Origin of the sequence: Microbacterium paraoxydans (genome assembly GCF_019056515.1) — a bacterium.
Lineage (GTDB): Bacteria > Actinomycetota > Actinomycetes > Actinomycetales > Microbacteriaceae > Microbacterium.
Map to the genome: position 1 here is coordinate 2,376,407 of NZ_CP064873.1, position 21,444 is coordinate 2,397,850.

The window sequence follows — 21,444 nt, forward strand, 5'->3', positions numbered from 1 at the left end:
CATGAGCCTGCAGACGCGGCTGATGACCGCGGTGATCGGGTTCGTGTCGCTGATCCTCGTCATCGTCGCCGTCATCACCAGCGCCACCCTCGGCAGCACGCTCGAGGACCAGCTCGACAACAAGGTGAAGAGCTACGCAGCGACGATCCGGGATCGGATCGTGGAGGGCATCGCACCGTCCGAGGCCACCGTCGACAACATCCTGTATCGCCTGGACCCCATGCCCGGACTTCTGCTGTCGCTCGGCAGCCCCATCGCGGGACCGAGCGGCGTCGCTTTCGAGGACAGCCGCGGGGCGCTGAACAGCACGCCGCAGCCGCTCACCCCCGGTCAGCTGCAGCAGCTCTACGGAACGGTCGCACTCGGGACCCCTGCGACGGTCTCCTTCGACGGTCTCGGCTCGTATCGGGTCGTCGCGACCACCGCGAGCAACGGCGTCGTCGTCGTCACCGGGCTCCCGCGCGACGACATCCAGCATCAGCTCACGCAGCTCCTCACCGTGATCCTGCTCGCGACGGCGGGCGGCCTGATCCTCCTCGCCCTGACGACGGCGGTCACGATCCGTGTCGGGCTGCGGCCACTGCGGGCGGTTGCGGCGACCGCGACGAGGGTCGCCAATCAGCAGCTCGACCGCGGCGAGGTCAGCATCACCGAACGCGTGCCGGCGAGCGAGGCCGATCCGCGGACGGAGACCGGGCTCGTCGGCGCCGCGCTCAACAAGCTCCTCGACCACGTGGACACGTCCCTCTCGGCGCGGCAGAAGAACGAGGAGCAGATGCGCCGGTTCGTCGCCGACGCGAGCCATGAGCTGCGTACGCCCCTGGCCTCGATCCGCGGCTACTCGGAGCTCTCCTTGCGGGCACTGCGTCAGGCACCGGAGGCGACGAAGGAAGACGCGGTCATCGAGGGCACGACCTCCTCCCTGGAGCGCATCCAGGCGCAGTCGCTGCGGATGACGCGGCTCGTGGAGGACCTCCTGCTCCTGGCCCGCCTCGACGAGGGCCGCGAGCTCGTGTACGGCACGGTCGACCTCGCCCAGCTCGCCCTCGAGGGCCTCTCCGACGCGCGGCCGACCGCGGCCGACCATCACTGGAACATCGAGGTGCCGGACGAGCCGGTCACCGTCCTCGGGGATGCCGGGCGGCTGCATCAGGTCGTCGCGAACCTGCTGGCCAATGCCAGGACCCACACCCCCGCGGGGACCACGGTGACGCTGAGCGTGGCCCGGGAGGGCGACGAGGCCGTGCTCCGCGTGCACGACGACGGCCCGGGGATCGATCCCGCCCTCCGCGACGAGCTCTTCGCCCGGTTCGCCCGCGGGGACAGCTCCCGCGCCCGGCAGACCGGAGGGACCGGGCTCGGTCTCGCGATCGTCAAGGCCATCGTGGAGGGCCACCACGGCCGCATCTCGGTCGACAGCGAGCCCGGCGACACGACCTTCACGGTCCGGATCCCGATGACTCCTCCCGGCGAGACCCCCGACGCCTGACCCAGGGGTTCCTTCTACCCCGTTCAGCTGCACGACCGGAACCCGCCCGCACGACTGATCCGTTCCACACCCTCGTGCACCCGTCCCCCAGTCGTGCAGGTGTCCCGGCCGGTCTCCGAGGTCGAGACGAGCCCGTGCTCAGCCGCACGACCCGATCCCGCCCGCACGACCGAGCCGTCCATCCCCTCGTGCGCCCGTCCCCCGGTCGTGCCGGTGTCCCCCCCGGTCGTGCACCCGTCCCCCGGTCGTGCAGGTGTCCCCCAGTCGTGCAGGTGGCCCCCGGTCGTGCACCCGTCCCCCGGCCGTGCACCCATCCCATCGGCACGATCCGGGGGCGGATGCACGACGAGGCCGGGGATTCCGTCGTGCGGGTGTCGCGGGGTCGTGCAGGTCGCAGCGTCCCCGGGCCGAGGGGACGGAGGACGATCCGGGTCAGTAGCCGGCGAAGGCGTCGGTGGTGAGGGAACGGGCCTTCTGCAGCGCGGGCGCGAGGTCGGCGATGAGCCGCGGCGGCCCGGAGATGAAGGCGTGCCGCGCCGAGAGGCCCCCCACCGCGTGCTCCAGCGTCTCCGCGTCCAGGCGGGCCCCCTGCGCCCAGGTCCAGTGCGCGGGGAGGTCGTCCGGCTCGTCGCGGGTGAACACGACCGCTCGCACACCCGTCGCGGCGAGCTCGTCACGGAAGGCGAGCTCTTCCGCCGAGGACGCCACGTAGACGAGGACGATGTCGCGCCGCTCCCCCGTCGCTTGGAGCTGCCGGAGCTGCGACACGAACGGGGTCACACCGATGCCGGCCGCGACCATGAGCACCGGCTGCTCGCCGCGCGGGAGGATGAAGTCGCCCCAGGTTCCGGTCACGGCGAACGTCGCACCGGGCTCGGCCGCCGCAAGAGCCCGCTTGTAGCTCGACGGGTGCTGCTGGTCGCCGTTCTTGTACGCGATGCGAAGGGTCGGAAGGTCGGCCGGAGCGGACACGATGCTGAACTCGCGGCGCGTCCCCCGCGCGTCCGGCCGTCGGTGCGGCACGTCGAGCTCGAGATACTGCCCGGGGAGGAACCGCACGCGGCCCTTCGCGCGGAAGGTGAGCTCCTGGGCGGTCGGCGTCACGGAGGCGCGGCTCTCCAGGACGAGACGCACGGACCCGCGGAGCGCGAACGCGAAGGCCACGAGGTTCCCGATGAGCAGAGCGCGCTCCTGCCCGAGCGTGAACAGACCGGCCACCGAGATCGGCCAGCCCGCGAGCACGCCCACGACGACGGCGACGACGAGCTGCTGCCGGCGACGCGGCGGGAGCGTCAAGGGCTCCGACAGCATGAACGCGCCGAGGAAGAGGAACGGCGACTGGAGCACCGCGAACGACAGCGCCGTCACGACGTCGAAGGCCACGTCGAACTGCACGGCCTGCACCGCCTGCCGCACGATCGAGGTGGCGACGGCGACGACGAGGAAGAGCAGGACGACCCCGACCTTCTCCGTACGCCAGAGCACGGCGAGCCCGAGGAGGACGACGGGGATAACGAGCACCGGCGTGCCGACCCACCAGGAGGACGAGGTGCCGAGCCAGCTGAACGCCCCGAACGCCCCCAGGATCGACACGACCGCGGCACCGAACGCCGCCGGGTTGAAGATGTGGCGTCCTCGCCAGGCGATGAGGTACTTGGACACGCTGGCCACCGCGCCCGCGATGGCGAGGCCGAGCAGTGCCGACGGCTCGATGCCGGGACGCAGCACGAAGAGGAGGATGAGGGCCGTGACGAGTGAAGACTCCACGCGCCAGGGCAGGCGGAGCAGGCGCTGCGCGACCGCGTCCACGGCCGAAATCACGACCGCGAGCACGAGGAAGGATGCCACCAGCTCCACCGGCGTCGGAGAGACGATCACCCCGAGCAGGGACAGCACGAGCGCGATGAGTGCGAGGGCCGTCAGCGCGAACAGCACGAGACGGTACATCGACAGTGCGCCGAGCACGGCGAGGACGCGCTGGCGGGCGGCGGCGAAGGCGGTGGTCATGGTGTCCTGTCTCCCACGGTTCCGGCGGCTCGCGCAGGAGCTGCGGTGAAGAGCTCGGCCTGGCAGCCGGGCGAGCGCTGCACACGGCCGTCGGTGGTCATGCGCACCCACTCGACGCCCCAGCGGGCGGCCAGCTCCGGGCCGCCGTCGAAGAACAGCGCGGTGGCCACGGCATCCGCCGTCATCGCCTCCGGGGCGAGTGCCCACGTCGCCGCCCAGGTGCGGACGGGCTGTCCCGTCCGCGCATCGAGCACGTGGTGGAGGCCCTCGCCCCAGGCCCGTCGATTGATGGCCGAGGCGCACAGCGTGCCGTCGGTGATCTCGACGACGCCGATCGCCTTCCGCGCATCGAACGGGTGCTCGAGAGCGACGCGCACGCCGGCGCCGCGCACCCGGATGTCTCCGCCGGCATCCACGACCACGTCCCCGGGGACGTCGGCCAGCACCGCCATCACCCGGTCGACGAGACGCCCCTTGCCGAGGGCGCCCACGTCGAGGAGGGCGGGCCCGTGCGCCTCGACCGTGTCCGCCGACCAGGTCAGCAGGGACGTCCAGGATGCGGGAGCGGGGCGGGGCTCCCCGGCCCGCAGCGAGTACGCGGCGTCATAGCCCAGGGCCTCCAGGCTGTCGGCGACCAGGGGGTTCACCGCACCGGCCGTCGCGGCATCGAGCTCGCGATAGGCATCGAGCATCGGCCCCGCGTCCGGAGCGGACAGCGAGCCGCCCGACCGGCCGAGACGCACCACGTCGGAGTCGTCTCGGAAGCGGGACCAGAGGCGATCGAAGCGCTCGATCTCGGCGGTCACAGCCGCGCGGACGTCATCCGTGAGCGGGGCACCGGTCTCGATCTCCCACCCGGTGCCGATCGCCTCGAATCGCCACTCCCCCATGAGGACGCCTCGCGCCTAGGCGGCGGCCTGCTCCTTGATGGAGGCCACGGCGTCGTTGAAGCCGCCGCTCGTGAGCGACGACCCGGCGACCCGGCTGACGTTCAGCTCGTCGATCGGCTTCCCCACGACCTCGTCGGCGATCCCGTCGATGAACTCGCCCTGGTACCGCTCGGTCTCCGGAGCCTTCGGGTCGCCGGTCACCTCGACCTCCGTCACGACGCCGTCGGCGAGGGTGAGCGTGACGGTGATCTCCTCCACCGTCTCCGGGGTCTGGTACGAGCCGTCGGCGGTGTACGTGCCGTCGGTGTAGGTGCCGGAGGCGTCACCCCCGCTCGAGGAGGACGAGGAGCTCGACCCCGCGGTCTCGTCGGTGCCGGTCGAGGTGTCTGCCGCGTCGCCGGTCGACGAGCATCCGGCGAGGACGAACAGCCCCGCGATCCCGAGAAGGGCGGAGCCCGTGCGGACAGAGGTCGGAACGGTCGTGCGGATCATGGGGTCCTCCGTGGTCGTCGTCGGTCGACTCTTCCGTCGATGACTCGACCGTAAGCACCGGGGCTATGCGCGGGCTGTGCCGTCCCGATGAGTTACGCGTCCCCGCCGAACATGCTCGTCACGGAGCCGTCTTCGAAGACCTCATGGATCGCCCGCGCGAGCAGCGGCGCGATCGGCAGCACCGTGAGGTTCTCCCAACGACGCGACGCGGAGAGCGGGATGGTGTCCGTGACGACGACCTCGTCGATCGCCGCGTCCTGCAGCCGCTCGGAGGCCGGGTCGCTGAAGATCGCGTGGGTCGCCGCGACGATCACGCGGTGCGCGCCGTTCGCCTTCAGCGCCTGCGCGGCCTTGACGATCGTGCCGCCGGTGTCGATCATGTCGTCGACGAGGAGGCAGGTGCGCCCCTCGACGGTGCCGACGATCTCGTGCACGGAGACCTGGTTGGCGACCTTCGGGTCGCGGCGCTTGTGGATGATCGCGAGCGGCGCGCCGAGGCTGTCCGACCAGGTGTCGGCCACACGCACGCGGCCCATGTCCGGGGAGACCACCGTGAGGATCTCCCGGTCCTCCGGCGTGAGGGTGCGCTCGAAGTGGTCGAGGAGCACCGGCTTGGCGAACAGGTGGTCGACGGGGCCGTCGAAGAAGCCCTGGATCTGGGCGGCGTGCAGGTCGACGCTCATGACGCGGTCGGCGCCCGCCGTCTTCAGCAGATCGGCGACGAGGCGGGCGCTGATGGGCTCGCGGCCGCGGCCCTTCTTGTCCTGACGCGAGTACGGATAGTACGGGGCGACGACGGTGATGCGCTTCGCCGAGGCGCGCTTGGCGGCGTCGATCATGATGAGCGTCTCCATGAGCCACTCGTTGACCGGCTCGCCGAAGGTCTGCACGAGGAAGAGGTCGCAGCCGCGGATCGAGACCTCGAAGCGGGCGTAGATCTCGCCGGAGGCGAAGGTGCGGTGCTCGACCGGAGCGATCTCGGTGCCGAGCGACGCGGCGACGGCCGCCGTCAGCTCAGGATGCGATCGACCACCCGCGATGACCAGACGCTTCTTCGTCTTGGCGACGAGGCCGGGGGCCACGCCGTTGTCGCGATCCAGGTCGACCGTCTTCTTCTTCCGGGCCATGCTCCGCCTATTCCGCCGAATTCTCCCGGGCCGCGGCATCCGCCGCGCCCGTCCCTGCTCTGTTCTTCTCGACCCACCCCTCGATGTTGCGCTGGGGGGCCACGCTCATGGCCAGGGCACCGGCCGGGACGTCCTTGCGGACGACGGCGCCGGCGCCGGTCTTCGCACCAGGACCAAGCCTAACGGGCGCGACCAGCACCGTGTGCGAGCCGGTGTGCACCTCGTCGCCGATCTCCGTGCGGTGCTTGTTGACGTCGTCGTAGTTGGCGGTGATTGTGCTCGCCCCGAGGTTCACCCCGCGGCCGATGGTCGCATCACCGACGTACGACAGGTGCGGGACCTTGCTGCCCTCGCCGATCTCCGCGTTCTTCGTCTCGACGTAAGCGCCGATCTTGCCCTTCGGCCCCAGCACGGTGCCGGCGCGGAGGTAGGAGAACGGGCCGACGGTCGCCTCGGCGCCGATCACGGCCAGGGTCGCGTCGGTCCGGCGGACGACCGCATCCTCCCCGACCTCGCAGTCGACGAGCGTGGTGTCCGGACCGATCGTCGCCCCCGCGGCGATCGTCGTCGCGCGCAGGATCTGCGTGTTCGGCAGGATCGTGACGTCGGGGGCGAGCGTGGCGTCGTCGTCGATCCAGGTGGTCGCCGGGTCGACGATCGTGACGCCCTCGAGCTGCCAGCGACGGACGATGCGGGCGTTCAGACGACGGCCGACCTCGGCGAGCTGGGCGCGGTCGTTGACCCCGAACGTGACCTCGACGTCCGACACGATCGACGCCGCGACCCGGTCGCCGTCCCGACGCACGAGGCCGGGCACGTCGGTCAGGTACATCTCGCCCTGGGCGTTGTCCACGCCGATCCGCGGCAGGTAGGTGCGCAGCGTGGCGGCGCGGAACACGTACATGCCGGCGTTGATCTCGCTGACCGCCGCCTCCTCCGCCGTGGCGTCCTTCTGCTCGACGATCCGGTCGACCGTGCCGTCGGCGTCGCGGATGACCCGCCCGTAGCCGGTGGGGTCGTCGACGAGGGCGGTCATGAGGGTGGCCGGGGCTCCGGAGGCGCGGTGCTCGTCGAGGAACGTGGAGAGCGTCTCGGCATCGGCCAGCGGGCAGTCGCCGGAGAGCACGAGCACATCGCCGTCGAAGTCCGCGGGCAGCGCGTCGACCGCGACCTGGACGGCGCGGCCCGTGCCCGGCACGTCGTCCTGGTCGACGAAGACCGCGTCCGGGTAGTCCTCGCGCAGCGCCGCCACGACCTGATCGCGCTCATGACGCACGACCACCTCGATGTGCGCCGGCTGCAGACGCGTGGCCGTCGTCAGCACGTGTCCGACCAGAGGCCGCCCGCTGATCCGGTGCAGCACCTTCGGCAGGCGCGACTTCATGCGCGTGCCTTGGCCCGCGGCGAGGACGACGATGGCGAGGTTGTTCCCAGTCATGCTCCGCCGCCAGGACTCGAACCTAGACCTCACAGCTCCAAAGGCTGTCGTGCTGCCATTACACCACGGCGGACCGCGGCACCCCGGGGGCGCCGCCCGATAAGTCTGCCACGTCCCGGTGTCCGTTCCTGTGTGTGCGACCCGCGTCGCACCGGCCCGTCATCCGCCCGAAACACCGCTCTGCGATGCTGGGACGATGAGCCTCGTGATCGACCGTGTCACCGTCGCCACCCCCGAGATCGCGGCCTTCGTCGCCGCCCACCACGCGGAGATGGACGGCACCGCTCCACCCGAGAGCCAGCATGCGCTCCCGCTCGACCGGCTGCTGACTCCGCGCGTCCGGTTTTTCACGGGACGGGTCGACGGACGGATCGCTGCGACGGGCGCCCTCGCGGTCGTGGAGGACGGACATGAGGAGCTGAAGTCGATGCGAACCGATCCCGCCTTCCGCGGACGCGGGTTCGGGCGGACGATGCTCGGTCATCTCCTCGACGACGCCGACGCGCGGGGCGTCCGGCGGCTCTCACTCGAGACCGGCCGCGACCCCTTCTTCGCCCCCGCGCGCGCGATGTACGCCGCCGCCGGGTTCCGCGAGGGCGCCCCGTTCGGCTCCTACCTCCCCGACCCGCACAGCGCGTTCCTCACGATGCTCCTCCCCGCGTCCTCCGCGGCCACGATCTCGCCGCACGCGATAATGAACGGATGAGCGAGGCGGATGAGGTCGATCGGATCGTCGGCGCGTGGAACACGCAGCGCCCCGACCTCGACTTCTCCCCCCTCGAGGTGCTGTCCCGCATGGACCGCCTCTCCCGACACCTCGACCGCGCGCGCCGCGAGGTGTTCCGCCGAAGCGACCTCGAACCGTGGGAGTGGGACGTGCTGTCGGCGCTGCGCCGGGCCGGGTCGCCGTTCCAGCTCTCCCCCAAGCAGCTCCTGCAGCAGACCCTCGTGTCGAGCGGCACCATGACCAACCGCATCGACCGTCTCGTCGGCCGTCGCTTCGTTCGCCGTGAAGCCGACCCGGCGGACGGCCGCAGCGTGCTCGTGACCCTGACCGACGACGGCCGGGTCCGGGTGGACGCCGCGATCACCCGGCTCGTGGACGCCGAGGCCGACCTCCTGCGCGCCCTCTCCCGCGCCGACCGGGACCGACTGGCCGCCCTGCTGCGGAAGCTGAGTCTCAGCTTCGACACCTGACCCGCACCCTGTGTGGTTCGGTCCGGATCGGTCCGTTCCGTCTGTTCCGTCCGGCCTGTTCCGCCCGCACGATCCGCGCACGGCTGCCCGGGAGAAGTGGTCACCTGGTCGTGCATCCGGACCCGGGTCGTGCAGGCGTCGCAGGACCGACCCGGCACGGATCGTGCGAACGGGCAGGTCAGGGTCCGAGGAGGAGGCGCCGGTTCTTGGCCGGGACGGTGTCGGGGAGCGTGCCGACGACCTCCGCGATCGACACCGCCTCGAGAGAGGCCCTCCAGGCCTCGTGGGCACGGCGCATGACGACGGCGAGTCCGCACGGCGCGGTGCAGTCCTCCGGACGGGCGGCGCCTCTCCCCTGCTGACGGAGTTCGCGGCAGATGTAGGGGTCGGCGGCGCCGTCGACCGCGGTGACGAGGTCGAGGATGGTGATGCTCTCGGGCTCCCTGACCAGGCGGAAGCCGCCGCGGGGCCCCGTGCTCCCGGTGAGGATGCCGGCGCGGACGAGCTTCGCGAGCTGCTTCGACAGGTACGGCCCCCGCACGCCGAAGTGCTCGGCGAGCTGTGCTCCGGACACCGTCGAGCCCGCGGGGAGCTGAGCGATCACCGCGACGGTGTGCAGCACCCACTCGGAGGTCTCCGGGAGTTTCACTTGCCCATCGTATCCGGGCGTCCTATTGTGGACACGCAATATCCATGATTGAAGGAGTGGGCATGCGCATCGCGGTCGCAGGAGGAACGGGCCGGATCGGGCGCCTAGTCGTCGAGGAGGCCCGGCGTCGGGGGCATGATCCGCTGTCGCTCAGCCGCGGCGAGGGTGTCGACCTGACCGCGGGCGAAGGTCTCGCGACGCTGCTGCGCGGAGTGGACGCGGTCGTCGACGCGACGAATCCTCCGGTATCCGACGTCGCCGAGGCCGAGCGGGTGTTCACCACGCTCAGCCGCACGCTGCTCGCCGCCGAGGACGAAGCCGGGGTCGGCCACCATGTGGCCCTCTCGATCGCGGCGCTCGATCGCGTGCGCGGCAACCCCCACTACGCAGGCAAACGCGCCCAGGAGCGAGAGGTCACTCGTGGCCCCGTTCCGTTCACCATCGTGCGGGCGACGCAGTTCCACGACTTCCCCGCGATGATCGCCGAGTGGAGCATCGAGGACGGCGAGGGCGTCGTGCCCCCGCTGCTGCTGCAGCCCATCGCGCCCGCGGACGTGGCCGTCGCCCTCGTGGACGCAGCGGAGTCGCCGGCGCTCGGCGGCTCGTTCGACATCGCCGGACCCCGCACGGAGGACGCCGTCGACATGGCGCGCCGCACTCTCGCGGCGTGGGGACGCGACCTTCCGCTGCGCGCCGCGTGGAAGGGTGCCGCGCTCGGCGTCGAGTTCGCGGGTGAGGTGCTGCTTCCCGGCGACGACGCGCGCACGGCGACGACGACCTTCGACGACTGGCTCGCCGCCGAAACCCGCTGACACCCCGCCGGTTTCGGGGCCTCCCGTCCGGCCGCCTCGCTCCGGATGCACGACCAGGGTTCGGACGTGGGACGAGAACCCCGGAACGGTCGTGCAGGCGCAACGGGATCGTGCAACCGAGGCAGGAGTGGCCGCGGCCCTCGGACCCTGCCCGAGCGGTCGCCTAGGCTGGGAGCACCCGGTCGCAGCCCCGCGACCCCTGCTCCGAAGGCCGAGACATGGGCATGCCCTCCCCGCTTCCCGTGCGCGACGGGGTCGGCGCGACCCGGCTGCACGTGCCGCTGACGGGTGCGTGGCCGACCATCGCCGCCTACATGGTCGAGCGGTTCTTCCACCTCGATCCGGAGCGGCTGCTCGTGCGCTTCGACCGCGGGGAGATCGTCGCGCGCGATGGCCGGCCGCTCTCCCGGGACACGCCTCTCGGCGCCGAGGAGTTCGTCTGGTACTACCGGGAGCCTCCGGTCGAGAAGGAGATCCCGTTCACCGAGGAGATCCTGCACCAGGACGAGCATCTGGTGGTGGTGGACAAGCCGCACTTCCTCCCCACCACTCCGGGCGGCAAGTACCTGCAGAACTCCGCCCTCGTCCGGCTGCGCAACCGCCTCGGCAACCCGGATCTCACGCCCATCCACCGCCTCGACCGGGCCACGGCGGGGCTGCTGATGTTCTCCGCCCGTCCGGCCACCCGCGGCGCCTACCAGCTGCTGTTCGAGGACCGTCGTGTGGAGAAGGTGTACGAGGCGGTCTCCGCGCGCCCGGCGGACTGGGATCCGTCGCGGTTCCCCCTCGTCTACCGCAACCGGATCGAGAAGCTCCGCGGTCAGGTGTGCGTGCAGGTGGATGAGGACGGCGAGCCGAACTCCGAGACGCTCATCGAGGTCATCGCCGCCGATGATCGCGTCGTGCACACGCTTCTCCGTCCGCACAGCGGGAAGATGCACCAGCTCCGCGTACACCTCGCCGCGCTCGGCCTCGGCATCCTCCACGACGGCTTCTACCCCGTGCTGCAGCCGGAGCGTCCGGACGACTTCACCCGCCCGCTCCAGCTCCTCGCACGCGAGCTCCGGTTCACCGATCCGCTGACCGGGCAGGAGCGCACCTTCACCACGCGCCGGAGCCTGCAGGAGGCCCCGGCACGCTGATCGGCCTCAGCGGCGCATGACCTTCCGCGCGAGCCGGGTGCCGAGAAGCTGCACGAGGTGGACGAACACCACGATGAGGATGATCGCCGCCCACATCACGAGCGGCTCGAACTGCCGGAAACCGTAGATCTGCGCGAAGGCACCGAGCCCGCCGCCGCCGATGAGCCCGGCCATCGCGGTCATGTCGATGAGCGCGACGACGATGAAGGTGTAACCGAGGATGAGGGGGCCGAGCGACTCGGGGATCGCGACGGTGAAGAGGATCCGCCACGGCCCGGCGCCCATCGCCCGCGCCGCCTCGATCACGCCCGGCGACACGGAGACGAGATGCTGCTCGACGATGCGGCCGATCGCGAACGCCGCCGCGAGACCGATGATGAAGGCTCCGGCGGTGGTGCCGATGCCGCTGCCGACGACCAGGCGCGCGAACGGCTGCGCCACCGCCATGAAGATGACGAACGGGATCGGTCGGAAGAAGTTCACCACGAAGTTGATGAGCCCGGAGACGACGCGGTTCGGCATCAGTCCGCCGGGGCGCGTCACGTACAGCAGGACGCCCACCGCCAGCCCGAGGATCCCCCGAGCACGAGCGCGAACGACGTCATGTACAGGGTCTCGAGCGCGGCCTGCCAGAACTCCGGCCACAGTTCGTTCAGACGATCCATCAGCGACCCTCCTCTCCAGCGATGACGGTGACTTCGACACGCTCCGCGATACGCGCCAGGGCCCTGTCGATCGCCGCGCGGTCACCCCGGATGGCGAGCGTGAGGTGGCCGAACGCACGACCCCGGATGTCGTTGATCCCGCCGTAGACGAGCTCGAAGTCGAGACCCGCCGAGGCGAGGTCGAGGAACACCTGGGCCTGCGACGAGTCGCCGTCGCGGAACGACAGGGTCACCAGGCGTCCGGTATGCCGGTCCCGCAGCACCGCGAGTTCCGACGGCGAGGGCACCCCCTTCACCACCGTGCCGACGAACCGCTGAGACGCCGGATTCCGCGGGGCGGAGAAGACATCGAAGACGTCGCCCTGCTCGATGACCCGCCCGTTCTCCATGACGGCGACGCGGGTGGCGATGGTCTGGATCACATCCATCTCGTGGGTGATGACGACGATCGTGACGCCCTGCTCCTCGTTGACGCGCTTGAGCAGGTCGAGGACCTCGTGCGTGGTCTGCGGATCGAGCGCGCTCGTCGCTTCATCCGCGAGGAGGATGGCGGGCTTGGTGGCGAGCGCGCGGGCGATCCCGACGCGCTGCTTCTGTCCACCGGAGAGCTGCTCCGGGTATGCCTTCGCCTTGTCGGCGAGCCCCACGAACGACAGCAGCTCGGCGACGCGCGCCTCGATGTCCGGCTTCGACCAGCCGGCGAGCTTGAGCGGGTACGCGATGTTGGCCTTGACGCTGCGCGAGGAGAACAGGTTGAACTGCTGGAAGATCATCCCGATGCCGCCGCGCACGGCGCGCAGCTCGCTCTCCTTGAGCGCCGTGATGTCGACTCCGTCCACCGTGATGGTGCCGCGGGTGGCCGGCTCGAGCGCGTTGATGAGACGCACGAGCGTCGACTTCCCCGCACCGGAGTATCCGATGATGCCGAAGACGTCGCCCTTGTCGATGGAGAGGGTGACGTCGTCGACGGCGACGATCTCGCGATCGCCCTGGCTGCGGGAGGGGTAGGTCTTGGAGACGTTCGTCAGGGTGACGATCGGCATGTGGTGCTCCGGTCTGGTTCTCGGGAAACGGAGAATCGGGCGGCGCACGAAGCGCCACCCGATTCTCCCTCATCGAACAGGGGGCAGATGACGCCCCGCGGCCGACTACTTCTCTGCGGCGTCCTTCTGGACCTTCTCCAGCGAGGCCACGAGGTCCTCCACCGGCGTGCGCAGCGCCACCGCGGTGTCGCCGGAGGACTCGAGCAGCCCCGCCTGCACATCCTCGTTCGTCTGGAAGATCTCGACGAGCTTCTGGTACGTCTCGTTGTCCGCGTCCTCCGCGCGCGCGGCGAAGATGTTGACGTACGGGAGGGCGTTCGGGTCCTCCGGGTCGTCCTGCGCGATCGCGTCGTCGAACGTCAGTCCGGCGTCCTCGACGAAGTCGTTGTTGATGATCGCGGCCGCGACGTCCGGGAGCGAGGTCGGGATGAGCGCACCTTCGAGGGCCGTCACCTTCACCTTCGACTTGTCGGCATCGATGTCGGCGAGGTCGGAGTACGGCGTGCCGCCGCTCTTGAGCTCGAGCAGGCCCGCCTGCTGCAGCACGTTGAGCGCGCGTGCCTGGTTCGAGGCGTCGTCGGGAACCGCGACCGTGTCGCCCTTCTTGATGTCGTCGACGTCGTCGTACTTCGTCGAGTACAGGCCGAGCGGGTAGATGGCGGTCGAGCCGATGGGCGTGAGGTCGGAACCCGAGGCGTTGTTGTACTCCGCGAGGTACACGATGTGCTGGAACTGGTTGAGGTCGATCTCGCCCTCGGTCAGCGCCGGGTTCGGCTGCTCGTAGGACCCGAAGTCGACGAGCTCGACCGTGATGCCCTCGTCGGCGGCGGCCTCGACGAAGGGCGCCCACTGCGCGTCGCCCTTCCCGACGACACCGATCTTGACGGTCTCGTTCTCGGAGCCGCCGTCGCCGGAACCCGCGTCGGACGAGGTGGCGCACCCGGCGAGGGCGACGAACAGCGGGACCACGGCGAGCGCGGCGAGGGCGGAGGTGGTGCGGCGGGACATGATGAGGGTTCCTTCCTGGCGGGACTCGACAACGTTAGGCAGGAGGGCGCGCTGTCGCGGAATCGGGATGTCACACGGCGTCACAGCCGTGCGGGATCGGATCAGTCGAACTCTTCGATGCCCTGCAGACGCACCTGCTCCAGGTCGAGACGGGCGGAGATCCGACGGACCACCATGTCGTCCACGGTGCCGGCGCCGCGGAGCCCGAGCAGCACCTCGCGCTTGCGGTCGAGCAGCGCGAGCTTGAGCCGGGTGTGCTCCTCGTGCCGCACGAGCGGCGAGCGCTGGGCGAGGTCGACGTCGGCGGAGGTCGCGATCATCTGCAGCGTCGTGCCGTCCGTCGCCTCGGGGTCGGGGGCGGTCCCTGCCGACACCGCCACGTTACCCGCGTCCTCGTCATCGTCCTCGCGGCTGCGCGCCTCTCCCCCGGTGCCGTAGGGATCGGGGGCGCCGAGCATCTCGTCCAGGGCGTCGGCCTCGGCGTCGATGAGCGCCTGCTCCCGCGCGAGCGTCCGGGCGTTCGCGAACTCCAGCGCCTGGTACCCCTCGGCGCGCACCCGATCGCGCACCTCCTGGCCGATGCCGTGCTCCGCGGCGAGGTCGTCGAGCGCGGCCAGGGCCGCACCCGAGATCGCCCGCTCGGCGAGCTCGTACTCCTCGTCCTCGGCATGGTCGACCGGGAATCGCGCCCACCGCACGAGCGCGGGGAGGAGAGGCGCCTGCACGAGGAGGCTGAGAAGGATCACCCCGGCGGTCACGAAGACGATCTCGTCACGCCCGCCCACCATGCTCCCTGCGGAGACACCGGTCGGCACCGACAGCGCGATCGCCAGCGACACCGCGCCGCGCATGCCGGCGACCGTGGACACGAGTCGGGCGCGGGAGCGGGCGCCGCGCGGCGGGCGTTCGGCCGGGCGGCGCTGGAACAGCACGTTGAGGAGCTGGAACACGTACCGCACGGCGAAGAGCGTCGCCCACACGGCGAGTGTCACGAGCACCAGGCGGCCGATGGCGGCCGCGGAGATCTCGTGCGCGACGAACTGCACCTCGAGGCCGATGAGCACGAACAGCGCCCCGTTCAGCAGAAAGACGCCGAACGGCCAGGCCGCGTCGGCCTGCCGGCGCGAGGCCGCCGTCGTCACGCGCGGCGACACCCAGGCGACGATGAGTCCGGCCACGACCACGGCGAGCACGCCGGACGCGTGGACGAGCTCGGCGAGCAGGAACGCGGAGAACGGCACGAGCAGCAGCGTGACGTTGATCACGATGGTGGAGGAGATGCGGCGCAGCAGCAGCGTGGCCAGGGCCGCGACCGCGATGCCCGCGGCGATCCCGCCCACGTACGACACCAGCACGTCCCAGGTGACCGAGAGCGGCGTGACCTGGCCGCCCAGCGCGAGGGACACCGCGATGGCGTAGAGCACGAGCGCGGTGCCGTCGTTGGTCAGGCTCTCGGCCTTGAGCTTCATGAACATCCGACGAGGCAGCAGCCGGCCGAGGGCGGCGACGGCCGTGGCGTCGGGCGGCGCGACCGCGGCCCCGAGGATGAGGGCGATCTCCCAGGGCATGCCGAACAGCACGCCGATGCCGGCCACCGCGAACGCGGAGGCGACGACGAGGAGCGTGCTCATCGGCACGATGTAGCGGAAGTCGCGGCGGATAGACCGCAGCGATGTCGTGAGGCTCTCCCAGAACAGCATCACCGGCAGGAACAGCAGCAGGACGGTCTCCGGCGGCAGCTGGACCTCGCGCAGCGGCGGGATGAATCCCAGCAACAGTCCGAGGATGACGAGGACGAGGGGCAGCGCGAGACGCACGCGCGGGGCGATCAGGGTTCCGACGAGGATCGTGAGTCCGAGCAGGACGGTTACTTCGAGGCCTTCCATCGCTACTCCCAACAGTCGTGGGAGAAGGATATTCCTCCGTCAGCCGATCTGCTCCGTGAGTTCGAACCAGCGCAGCTCCAGCTCCTCGATCTCGGCCTCCTGCGCCGTGATCGCCTTCATCCGCTCGCCGAGGCCCGCATAGTCGGACTGGTCGTGGTCGGCGAGGGCGTGCTTGGCCGCGTCGACCTGCTGCGTGAGCTTCTGGATGCGACGCTCGAGGGCGGCGGCTTCCTTCTGCGCCGCCCGGAGAGCCGCGCCGTCGAGACCGCTCGCTGCGGGGGCCGATGCCGCCGTCGAGGTCGTCGAGGCGCTCTCGACGCGCTGCCGCAGACGAAGGTACTCGTCGACGCCGCCCGGGAGATGGCGCAGGCGCCCCGCGCCGTCCGGACCGGGAAGGATCGCGTACTGCTGATCCGTCACCCGCTCCAGGAAGTACCGGTCGTGGCTCACGACGAGGAGGGTGCCCGACCAGGAGTCGAGGAGGTCCTCGATCGCGGCGAGCATGTCGGTGTCCATGTCGTTCGTGGGCTCGTCGAGGATGAGCACGTTCGGCTGGTCGAGCAGCACGAGCAGCAGCTGCAACCGGCGCTGCTGACCGCCGGAGAGATCCTTCACCGGCGTCGAGAGCTGAGCCGAGGAGAACCCGAGCCGCTCCAGGAGCTGTCCTGGTGTGAGGTCCTGCGCCTTCGACCCGGCGCCGAGCGTGTACGACGTGCGCAGACCCGAGATGACCACGCGCACGGGGTCGTTCCAGTGCGGGAGGAGTTCGTCGAGGCGCTGCGTGAGCGTGCGCACCTGCACGGTCTTCCCCCGCTTGATCCGCCCCTCGGTGGGCTCGACCGTGCCGGAGATGAGCCCCAGGAGCGTGGACTTCCCGGCGCCGTTCACGCCGAGGATGCCCGTGCGCTCGCCCGGGGCGATCCGCCACTCCACATCCTTCAGCACGGTCTTCCCACCGGTTCCGGATCCCGCCTGGGTCCCTGAGCCTGCCGAAGCCTGGGTCCCTGAGCCTGTCGAAGGGTACGTCACCCCCACATCGAGCAGGTCGACGACGTCCTTGCCCAGCCGCGAGACGGCGAGCGACTGCAGCGAGACCTTGTCGCGGATCTCGGGCACGTCGGCGATGAGCTCGTTGGCCGCATCGATGCGGAACTTGGGCTTGCTGGTGCGGGCCGGGGCACCGCGGCGCAGCCAGGCGAGCTCCTTGCGGGCGAGGTTCTGCCGCTTCGCCTCGGTCGCCGCCGCCATGCGGTCGCGCTCGACCCGCTGCAGGATGTACGCCGCATAGCCGCCCTCGAAGGGCTCCACGATGCGGTCGTGCACCTCCCACGTCTCGGTGCAGATCTCGTCGAGGAACCACCGGTCATGGGTCACGACGAGGAGGGCTCCGGCGTTCGCGGGCCAGCGCTTCTTGAGGTGCCCGGCGAGCCAGGTGATCGCCTCGACGTCGAGGTGGTTCGTCGGCTCGTCGAGAGCGATGACGTCCCAGTCCCCGGTGAGCAGATTCGCGAGCGACACGCGGCGGCGCTGACCGCCGGAGAGGGAGCCGACCTGCGCGTCCCAGGGAAGATCGGTCAGCAGCCCCTCGATCACGTCGCGGACGCGGGCGTCACCGGCCCATTCGTGCTCGGCCATGTCGCCGACCACGGCGGCGCCGATCGTGATGTCGTCGGGGAGGGTGTCGGCCTGGTCCAGCACGCCGATGCGGGTGCCGCCGCGGACGGTCACCCGACCGGAGTCCGGCTGCTTCGTGCCGGCGAGCATGCCGAGAAGGCTCGACTTGCCGTCGCCGTTCCGGCCGACGATGCCGATGCGGTCGCCCTCCTCGATGCCGAGGGTCACGGCGTCGAAGACGACGCGGGTCGGGTATTCGAGGTGCAGGGCTTCGGCCCCGAGAAGATGTGCCATGTCCTCTCCAGGGTAGTCGCGCCGCGTCGGACGGTCTCCCGGTCAGACCAGCGACGGGGCGAAGAGCTCCGGCAGCGCGGCGGTGAAGACCTCGAAGTGGCTGTACCAGACGGTGTGAGCGGCCCCGGGGATGCTGCGCACCGTGACCCCGCCATGCTCGAACCGCCGCGCGTCCTCGTCGGTGACCCAGGCACTGGGTTCCGCGCGGACGACGATGGAGCCGGGGGCGGCGGTCCAATGACCGTCCTCCCCGCAGGAGACGGAGGCCGCGGTCGGCGGATCGAAGCGCTCGGCCGCCCGCGCCTCGACCGTGGCATCGTCGACGGAGTAGAAGGGCCGGAGCCGGCGGAGCTCGGCGGGCGACATGCGCGCGCGGCGGTCGTGCTCGTACTGCGAGATGAGAGAGGCGCGGTCCTGGCCGCCCTGGAGGGCGAGCGGCGCGTCGACGTAGACCGCGAGACTCGGATCGAGGCGGGGCGCGGCGGCGGCGAGCACGGTGGCGCCGAAGGAGTGCCCGACGGCGACGGCGAGCGGCGAGGCCGCCCCGTCCCCCGCTGCGGAACCTGCCCCCGGAGGGAGCGCCGTCTGCGCGAGCGTGGCGACGACGGCATCGGCCGCCGTCTCGATCGTGAGCTCCGGGTCACGCGGAGAGAGGCCGTGGCCGGGCAGATCGAGCGCGAGCACGCGGAAGCCGCGTTCCACGAGCAGCGGGACCACGCGGTGCCAGCTCTCGGCGGACCCCATCATGCCGTGCAGCAGCACGGCGACGCGGTCGCCCTCCCCGGCTTCGATGACGTTCAGGAGCACGGAGCCAGTCAACCACGGTCGTTATCCTTTCGTGATACGACTTTCGGCCAGAATCCTTCGAATCTTCGTTCGAATGTCGGTGGTCGGTGATGGACTGCCGTCATGCCCGCACTGCTCGACGCGACCGACTCCCAGATGGCGATGCTCGCCGATCTGGTGGAGGGGCTGGAAGCGGCGGAGAAGACGCTGAGCAGCATGCAGGCGGCCCGCGACGGACTGCTCGCGATGGCGGGGCGACTGGCGGTCGACATCGCCCGGCAGGCTCGGCATCCGGACGGCGGCGACATGGCGATCCGCACGGTCGCCGCGGAGATCGGGGCCGCACAGCGCGTCAGCGACCGCACGATCGAGCGGCGGATGTCCGATGCGTCCTGGTTGGTCGAACGGTTCCCCGCCGTCTGGGAGGCTCAGGGCGCCGGGCGGATCAGCGCCGCGCATGCACGCGTGATCGTGGAGGCGGGGGCTCACCTCCATGACCCGGACGACCGATCGCGTTTCGCGGCGGAGGCGATCGAGGTGGCCGCTGCGGAATCTCCGAACCGGATACGCCGACTCGTGCGCCGACTGGCCGACCGGTTCCGGGAGCGGACCCTCGTCGAGCGACATCGTGACGCCAGGGAGCTGCGCCGCGTCTGGGTGACCGATCTCGAGGACGGCATGGCCGAGCTCGGCGCGCGTGGCCCCGCGGCGCTCGTGCACGGGATGTACGACCGGCTCTCCCAGATGGCGCATGCCGTGCGGGAGGAGAACGCGCAGGCACGGCGTCGGGAGGCGGAGGAGAGCATCCTCGACGACAGGACCGTGGATCAGCTGCGCGCGGATCTGCTCGCCGACCTCGTCCTGACCGGCGCTCCGGCGGGCCATGACTCGGAAGAGGGGCTGCTCTCGGAGCTTCGGGCGCGCGTCGAGGTCACCGTGCCGGTGCTGACGCTGATGCACGGGGAGCAGGAACGGACGACAGAGGGCACTCGGATCCTCGCCGCCGAGCTGGACGGGGTCATCCCGATCGATCCGGCCACGGCCCGCCGTCTGGCCGGCGCGGCGAGCGGCTGGGACCGGGTGCTCACCCACCCGATCAGCGGGGCGCTGCTGGCCGTCGACCGGTATCGCCCGAGCGAAGACCTCCGCCGACACCTGCGGGCCCGCGATCAACGCTGCCGCTTCCCGGGCTGCGGCCTCGCACCGCGGAAGTGTGACCTCGATCACAATCACGATGCGGCGCTCGGCGGAGAGACCGCGCACGACAACCTCGCGATATTCTGCCGACGACATCACATGCTCAAACACCACTCCCCGTGGCACGTCGAGCAGGGGCCGGGCGGCGTTCTGGAGTGGACGAGCCCCACCGGCCGGACCTACATCGACCGACCGCCGCCTCCGCACACCGTCACCTTCGCCGAGGAACCTCCGTGGTCTCCCGCCGTCAGCCCTAGAGTGGAGGGCATGTCGAGCCCCGAATCAGACAGGTCGGGGGCTGCCGGTCACACCGTCAGCCCCGCGAACCGCTGATCCCTTCGTCCGCCCTGCCGGCGGGCGCGCGCCGGTGAGCCGGGCGCTGACCGTGGTGACGAGAAGCATTCCTCTTCCCTCTCACCTCGGAGCACTCGATGCCTTTCCCCCTCTATGCCCTTGCCCTGGCGGTCTTCGTCATGGGCACCTCCGAATTCATGCTCGCGGGACTCCTCCCCGCGATCGCGCACGAGCTCGACGTCCCGGTCGGCACGGCGGGCCTCCTCACCTCCGCCTTCGCGGTCGGCATGGTCATCGGCGCACCCGCCATGGCCGCGTTCGCGCGCAGCTGGCCCCCACGCCGCACACTCGTCGCCTGCCTCGCGCTCTTCGCCGCCTGCCATGCCGTCGGCGCGGTGACGTCCCTGTTCGAGCTTCTGCTCGTCACGCGCATACTCAGCGCCCTCGCGAACGCCGGCTTCCTCGCCGTCGCCCTGCGCACGGCGACCCTCCTCGTCCCCCGCGAGCGCACCGGACGAGCGCTCGCGGTGCTGCTCTCCGGGACGACCGTCGCCACCATCGTCGGCGTCCCTGTCGGCGCCATCCTCGGCACCGCGCTGAGCTGGCGGGCGACCTTCGCCGCTGTCGCGCTCCTCTGCCTCCCTGCGCTGCTCGGAATCCTCCGCGGCGTGCCGACGACGATCCCGGGCACGGAGCCCGACCCCGCCCCGGCACCACTCCCCCGGAAGGAACCGACCCTCCGCACGGAGCTCGCGCTCCTGGGGACACCGCGCCTGGCCCTCGCGATGACCCTGGCGGCCCTGGTGAACGCGGGGACCTTCGCGGTCTTCACGTTCCTCGCGCCGATCGTCACCGAGGTCGCGGGCCTGCCCGACGCTGCGGTCCCGCTCGCGCTGGTCCTGTTCGGCATCGGCTCGTTCCTCGGCGTGACCATCGCGGGTCGGTTCGCCGATCGGCATGCCGGTGTGCTCCTCGCGGTCGGCGGCCCGCTGCTCCTCGGCGGCTGGATCGTCCTGGCGGCGGTCGCGACGCAGCCGATACCCCTGCTGTTGCTCGTCTTCGTACAGGGGATGGCTTCCTTCGGCGTCGGAAGCACACTGATCGCCCGGGTGCTGTATGCCGCCTCCGGCGCCCCGACCATGGGAGGGTCCTACGCCACCGCGGCCTTGAACATCGGCGCTGTGATCGGACCGGCGTCGGGAGCGTGGGCCCTCGCGAGCGGGGCGGGTGCGCTCTCCCCCGTCGCTCTCGCGGCCACGCTGACGATGGCGGCGCTCCTCCTCGCCCTGGCGACGCGGCGATGGGGGCCGGTCGACTGAAGACAGGACGGGGACGCGCCGCAACGGCGACGAGCCGCCCGGACCCGAAGGTCCGGACGGCTCGTCGTGGCGTGTCCGTCGTTCGCGAGGAACGG

18 protein-coding genes, 1 tRNA gene and 1 pseudogene are annotated in these 21,444 nt (G+C 71.0%); 7 read left to right on the forward strand and 13 right to left on the reverse strand.

Annotation, left to right across the window (positions count from 1 at the left end):
• Position 1 precedes the first annotated feature (1 nt).
• Positions 2–1,489 carry a sensor histidine kinase gene (locus tag IZR02_RS11590; RefSeq protein ID WP_025105640.1) on the forward strand — a complete coding sequence of 496 codons (1,488 nt, stop codon included), beginning with the start codon at positions 2–4 and terminating at the stop codon, positions 1,487–1,489.
• Between the two features lie 432 nt (positions 1,490–1,921).
• Here IZR02_RS11590 and IZR02_RS11595 read toward each other — a convergent pair whose 3' ends face one another.
• The 6 genes from IZR02_RS11595 to IZR02_RS11620 form a co-directional block, all read right to left on the reverse strand.
• Positions 1,922–3,496 (reverse strand): FAD-dependent oxidoreductase, encoded by a 1,575-nt coding sequence (locus IZR02_RS11595; protein WP_217316477.1) that lies wholly within the window; start codon positions 3,494–3,496, stop codon positions 1,922–1,924.
• Positions 3,493–4,386 (reverse strand): FAD:protein FMN transferase, encoded by an 894-nt coding sequence (locus IZR02_RS11600; RefSeq protein ID WP_025105638.1) that lies wholly within the window; start codon positions 4,384–4,386, stop codon positions 3,493–3,495. Before IZR02_RS11600 ends, IZR02_RS11595 begins: the two co-directional genes overlap by 4 nt.
• A gap of 15 nt (positions 4,387–4,401) precedes the next feature.
• On the reverse strand, positions 4,402–4,878 hold the full coding sequence (locus IZR02_RS11605) for an FMN-binding protein (RefSeq protein ID WP_025105637.1): 477 nt from the start codon (positions 4,876–4,878) through the stop codon (positions 4,402–4,404).
• A gap of 92 nt (positions 4,879–4,970) precedes the next feature.
• A complete protein-coding gene (locus IZR02_RS11610) occupies positions 4,971–6,005 on the reverse strand; it encodes a ribose-phosphate diphosphokinase (protein WP_025105636.1) in 1,035 nt (344 codons plus the stop codon).
• A gap of 7 nt (positions 6,006–6,012) precedes the next feature.
• Positions 6,013–7,443: a bifunctional UDP-N-acetylglucosamine diphosphorylase/glucosamine-1-phosphate N-acetyltransferase GlmU gene (gene glmU / locus IZR02_RS11615; protein ID WP_025105635.1), complete on the reverse strand. Its 1,431-nt coding sequence runs from the start codon at positions 7,441–7,443 to the stop codon at positions 6,013–6,015.
• A 1-nt stretch (position 7,444) separates the two neighbouring features.
• Positions 7,445–7,516: transfer RNA gene (locus IZR02_RS11620), tRNA-Gln, on the reverse strand.
• A gap of 123 nt (positions 7,517–7,639) precedes the next feature.
• Between IZR02_RS11620 and IZR02_RS11625 the strand changes: the two genes are divergently transcribed.
• A complete protein-coding gene (locus IZR02_RS11625) occupies positions 7,640–8,149 on the forward strand; it encodes a GNAT family N-acetyltransferase (RefSeq protein ID WP_025105634.1) in 510 nt (169 codons plus the stop codon).
• A complete protein-coding gene (locus tag IZR02_RS11630) occupies positions 8,146–8,640 on the forward strand; it encodes a MarR family winged helix-turn-helix transcriptional regulator (RefSeq protein ID WP_025105633.1) in 495 nt (164 codons plus the stop codon). The genes IZR02_RS11625 and IZR02_RS11630 overlap by 4 nt, the downstream gene beginning before the upstream one ends.
• Positions 8,641–8,818: 178 nt before the next feature.
• Here the strand turns inward: IZR02_RS11630 and IZR02_RS11635 are convergent, their stop codons facing one another.
• Positions 8,819–9,289 carry an RrF2 family transcriptional regulator gene (locus IZR02_RS11635; RefSeq protein WP_025105632.1) on the reverse strand — a complete coding sequence of 157 codons (471 nt, stop codon included), beginning with the start codon at positions 9,287–9,289 and terminating at the stop codon, positions 8,819–8,821.
• A 62-nt stretch (positions 9,290–9,351) separates the two neighbouring features.
• Between IZR02_RS11635 and IZR02_RS11640 the strand changes: the two genes are divergently transcribed.
• Together IZR02_RS11640 and IZR02_RS11645 are read left to right on the forward strand one after the other, a co-directional pair.
• Positions 9,352–10,101 carry an SDR family oxidoreductase gene (locus IZR02_RS11640; protein WP_025105631.1) on the forward strand — a complete coding sequence of 250 codons (750 nt, stop codon included), beginning with the start codon at positions 9,352–9,354 and terminating at the stop codon, positions 10,099–10,101.
• Between the two features lie 218 nt (positions 10,102–10,319).
• Positions 10,320–11,243, forward strand: a complete 924-nt coding sequence (locus IZR02_RS11645; protein ID WP_025105630.1) for a pseudouridine synthase — start codon at positions 10,320–10,322, stop codon at positions 11,241–11,243.
• Between the two features lie 6 nt (positions 11,244–11,249).
• On the opposite strand, the pseudogene IZR02_RS11650 reads toward IZR02_RS11645, so the two are convergent.
• The 6 genes and pseudogenes from IZR02_RS11650 to IZR02_RS11675 form a co-directional block, all read right to left on the reverse strand.
• A pseudogene (locus IZR02_RS11650) lies at positions 11,250–11,908 on the reverse strand (methionine ABC transporter permease).
• The gene (locus IZR02_RS11655) at positions 11,908–12,951 is read right to left on the reverse strand and encodes a methionine ABC transporter ATP-binding protein (RefSeq protein WP_025105628.1); all 1,044 of its coding nucleotides are present in this window, start codon (positions 12,949–12,951) and stop codon (positions 11,908–11,910) included. The pseudogene IZR02_RS11650 and the gene IZR02_RS11655 overlap by 1 nt, the downstream one beginning before the upstream one ends.
• 105 nt (positions 12,952–13,056) lie before the next feature.
• A complete protein-coding gene (locus tag IZR02_RS11660; protein WP_025105627.1) occupies positions 13,057–13,959 on the reverse strand; it encodes a MetQ/NlpA family ABC transporter substrate-binding protein in 903 nt (300 codons plus the stop codon).
• A 101-nt stretch (positions 13,960–14,060) separates the two neighbouring features.
• Positions 14,061–15,845 (reverse strand): Na+/H+ antiporter, encoded by a 1,785-nt coding sequence (locus IZR02_RS11665; RefSeq protein ID WP_025105626.1) that lies wholly within the window; start codon positions 15,843–15,845, stop codon positions 14,061–14,063.
• A gap of 39 nt (positions 15,846–15,884) precedes the next feature.
• Positions 15,885–17,753: an ABC-F family ATP-binding cassette domain-containing protein gene (locus tag IZR02_RS11670; protein WP_025105625.1), complete on the reverse strand. Its 1,869-nt coding sequence runs from the start codon at positions 17,751–17,753 to the stop codon at positions 15,885–15,887.
• Positions 17,754–17,795: 42 nt separating this feature from the next.
• A complete protein-coding gene (locus IZR02_RS11675) occupies positions 17,796–18,560 on the reverse strand; it encodes an alpha/beta fold hydrolase (RefSeq protein ID WP_025105624.1) in 765 nt (254 codons plus the stop codon).
• A 102-nt stretch (positions 18,561–18,662) separates the two neighbouring features.
• Here IZR02_RS11675 and IZR02_RS11680 point away from each other — a divergent pair, with 102 nt between their 5' ends.
• Together IZR02_RS11680 and IZR02_RS11685 are read left to right on the forward strand one after the other, a co-directional pair.
• Positions 18,663–20,069 carry an HNH endonuclease signature motif containing protein gene (locus IZR02_RS11680; RefSeq protein WP_062764752.1) on the forward strand — a complete coding sequence of 469 codons (1,407 nt, stop codon included), beginning with the start codon at positions 18,663–18,665 and terminating at the stop codon, positions 20,067–20,069.
• A gap of 98 nt (positions 20,070–20,167) precedes the next feature.
• The gene (locus IZR02_RS11685; RefSeq protein WP_025105622.1) at positions 20,168–21,349 is read left to right on the forward strand and encodes a Cmx/CmrA family chloramphenicol efflux MFS transporter; all 1,182 of its coding nucleotides are present in this window, start codon (positions 20,168–20,170) and stop codon (positions 21,347–21,349) included.
• The last annotated feature ends 95 nt before the right edge of the window (positions 21,350–21,444 follow it).

What these genes read in the sequence shown, in the direction of transcription:
- IZR02_RS11590 (WP_025105640.1), top strand. Translation starts at nt 2, where the DNA reads ATGAGCCTGCAGACGCGGCTGATGACCGCGGTGATCGGGTTCGTGTCG.
- IZR02_RS11595 (WP_217316477.1), bottom strand. Translation starts at nt 3,496, where the DNA reads ATGACCACCGCCTTCGCCGCCGCCCGCCAGCGCGTCCTCGCCGTGCTC.
- IZR02_RS11600 (WP_025105638.1), bottom strand. Translation starts at nt 4,386, where the DNA reads ATGGGGGAGTGGCGATTCGAGGCGATCGGCACCGGGTGGGAGATCGAG.
- IZR02_RS11605 (WP_025105637.1), bottom strand. Translation starts at nt 4,878, where the DNA reads ATGATCCGCACGACCGTTCCGACCTCTGTCCGCACGGGCTCCGCCCTT.
- IZR02_RS11610 (WP_025105636.1), bottom strand. Translation starts at nt 6,005, where the DNA reads ATGGCCCGGAAGAAGAAGACGGTCGACCTGGATCGCGACAACGGCGTG.
- glmU (WP_025105635.1), bottom strand. Translation starts at nt 7,443, where the DNA reads ATGACTGGGAACAACCTCGCCATCGTCGTCCTCGCCGCGGGCCAAGGC.
- IZR02_RS11625 (WP_025105634.1), top strand. Translation starts at nt 7,640, where the DNA reads ATGAGCCTCGTGATCGACCGTGTCACCGTCGCCACCCCCGAGATCGCG.
- IZR02_RS11630 (WP_025105633.1), top strand. Translation starts at nt 8,146, where the DNA reads ATGAGCGAGGCGGATGAGGTCGATCGGATCGTCGGCGCGTGGAACACG.
- IZR02_RS11640 (WP_025105631.1), top strand. Translation starts at nt 9,352, where the DNA reads ATGCGCATCGCGGTCGCAGGAGGAACGGGCCGGATCGGGCGCCTAGTC.
- IZR02_RS11645 (WP_025105630.1), top strand. Translation starts at nt 10,320, where the DNA reads ATGGGCATGCCCTCCCCGCTTCCCGTGCGCGACGGGGTCGGCGCGACC.
- IZR02_RS11655 (WP_025105628.1), bottom strand. Translation starts at nt 12,951, where the DNA reads ATGCCGATCGTCACCCTGACGAACGTCTCCAAGACCTACCCCTCCCGC.
- IZR02_RS11660 (WP_025105627.1), bottom strand. Translation starts at nt 13,959, where the DNA reads ATGTCCCGCCGCACCACCTCCGCCCTCGCCGCGCTCGCCGTGGTCCCG.
- IZR02_RS11665 (WP_025105626.1), bottom strand. Translation starts at nt 15,845, where the DNA reads ATGGAAGGCCTCGAAGTAACCGTCCTGCTCGGACTCACGATCCTCGTC.
- IZR02_RS11670 (WP_025105625.1), bottom strand. Translation starts at nt 17,753, where the DNA reads ATGGCACATCTTCTCGGGGCCGAAGCCCTGCACCTCGAATACCCGACC.
- IZR02_RS11680 (WP_062764752.1), top strand. Translation starts at nt 18,663, where the DNA reads ATGCCCGCACTGCTCGACGCGACCGACTCCCAGATGGCGATGCTCGCC.
- IZR02_RS11685 (WP_025105622.1), top strand. Translation starts at nt 20,168, where the DNA reads ATGCCTTTCCCCCTCTATGCCCTTGCCCTGGCGGTCTTCGTCATGGGC.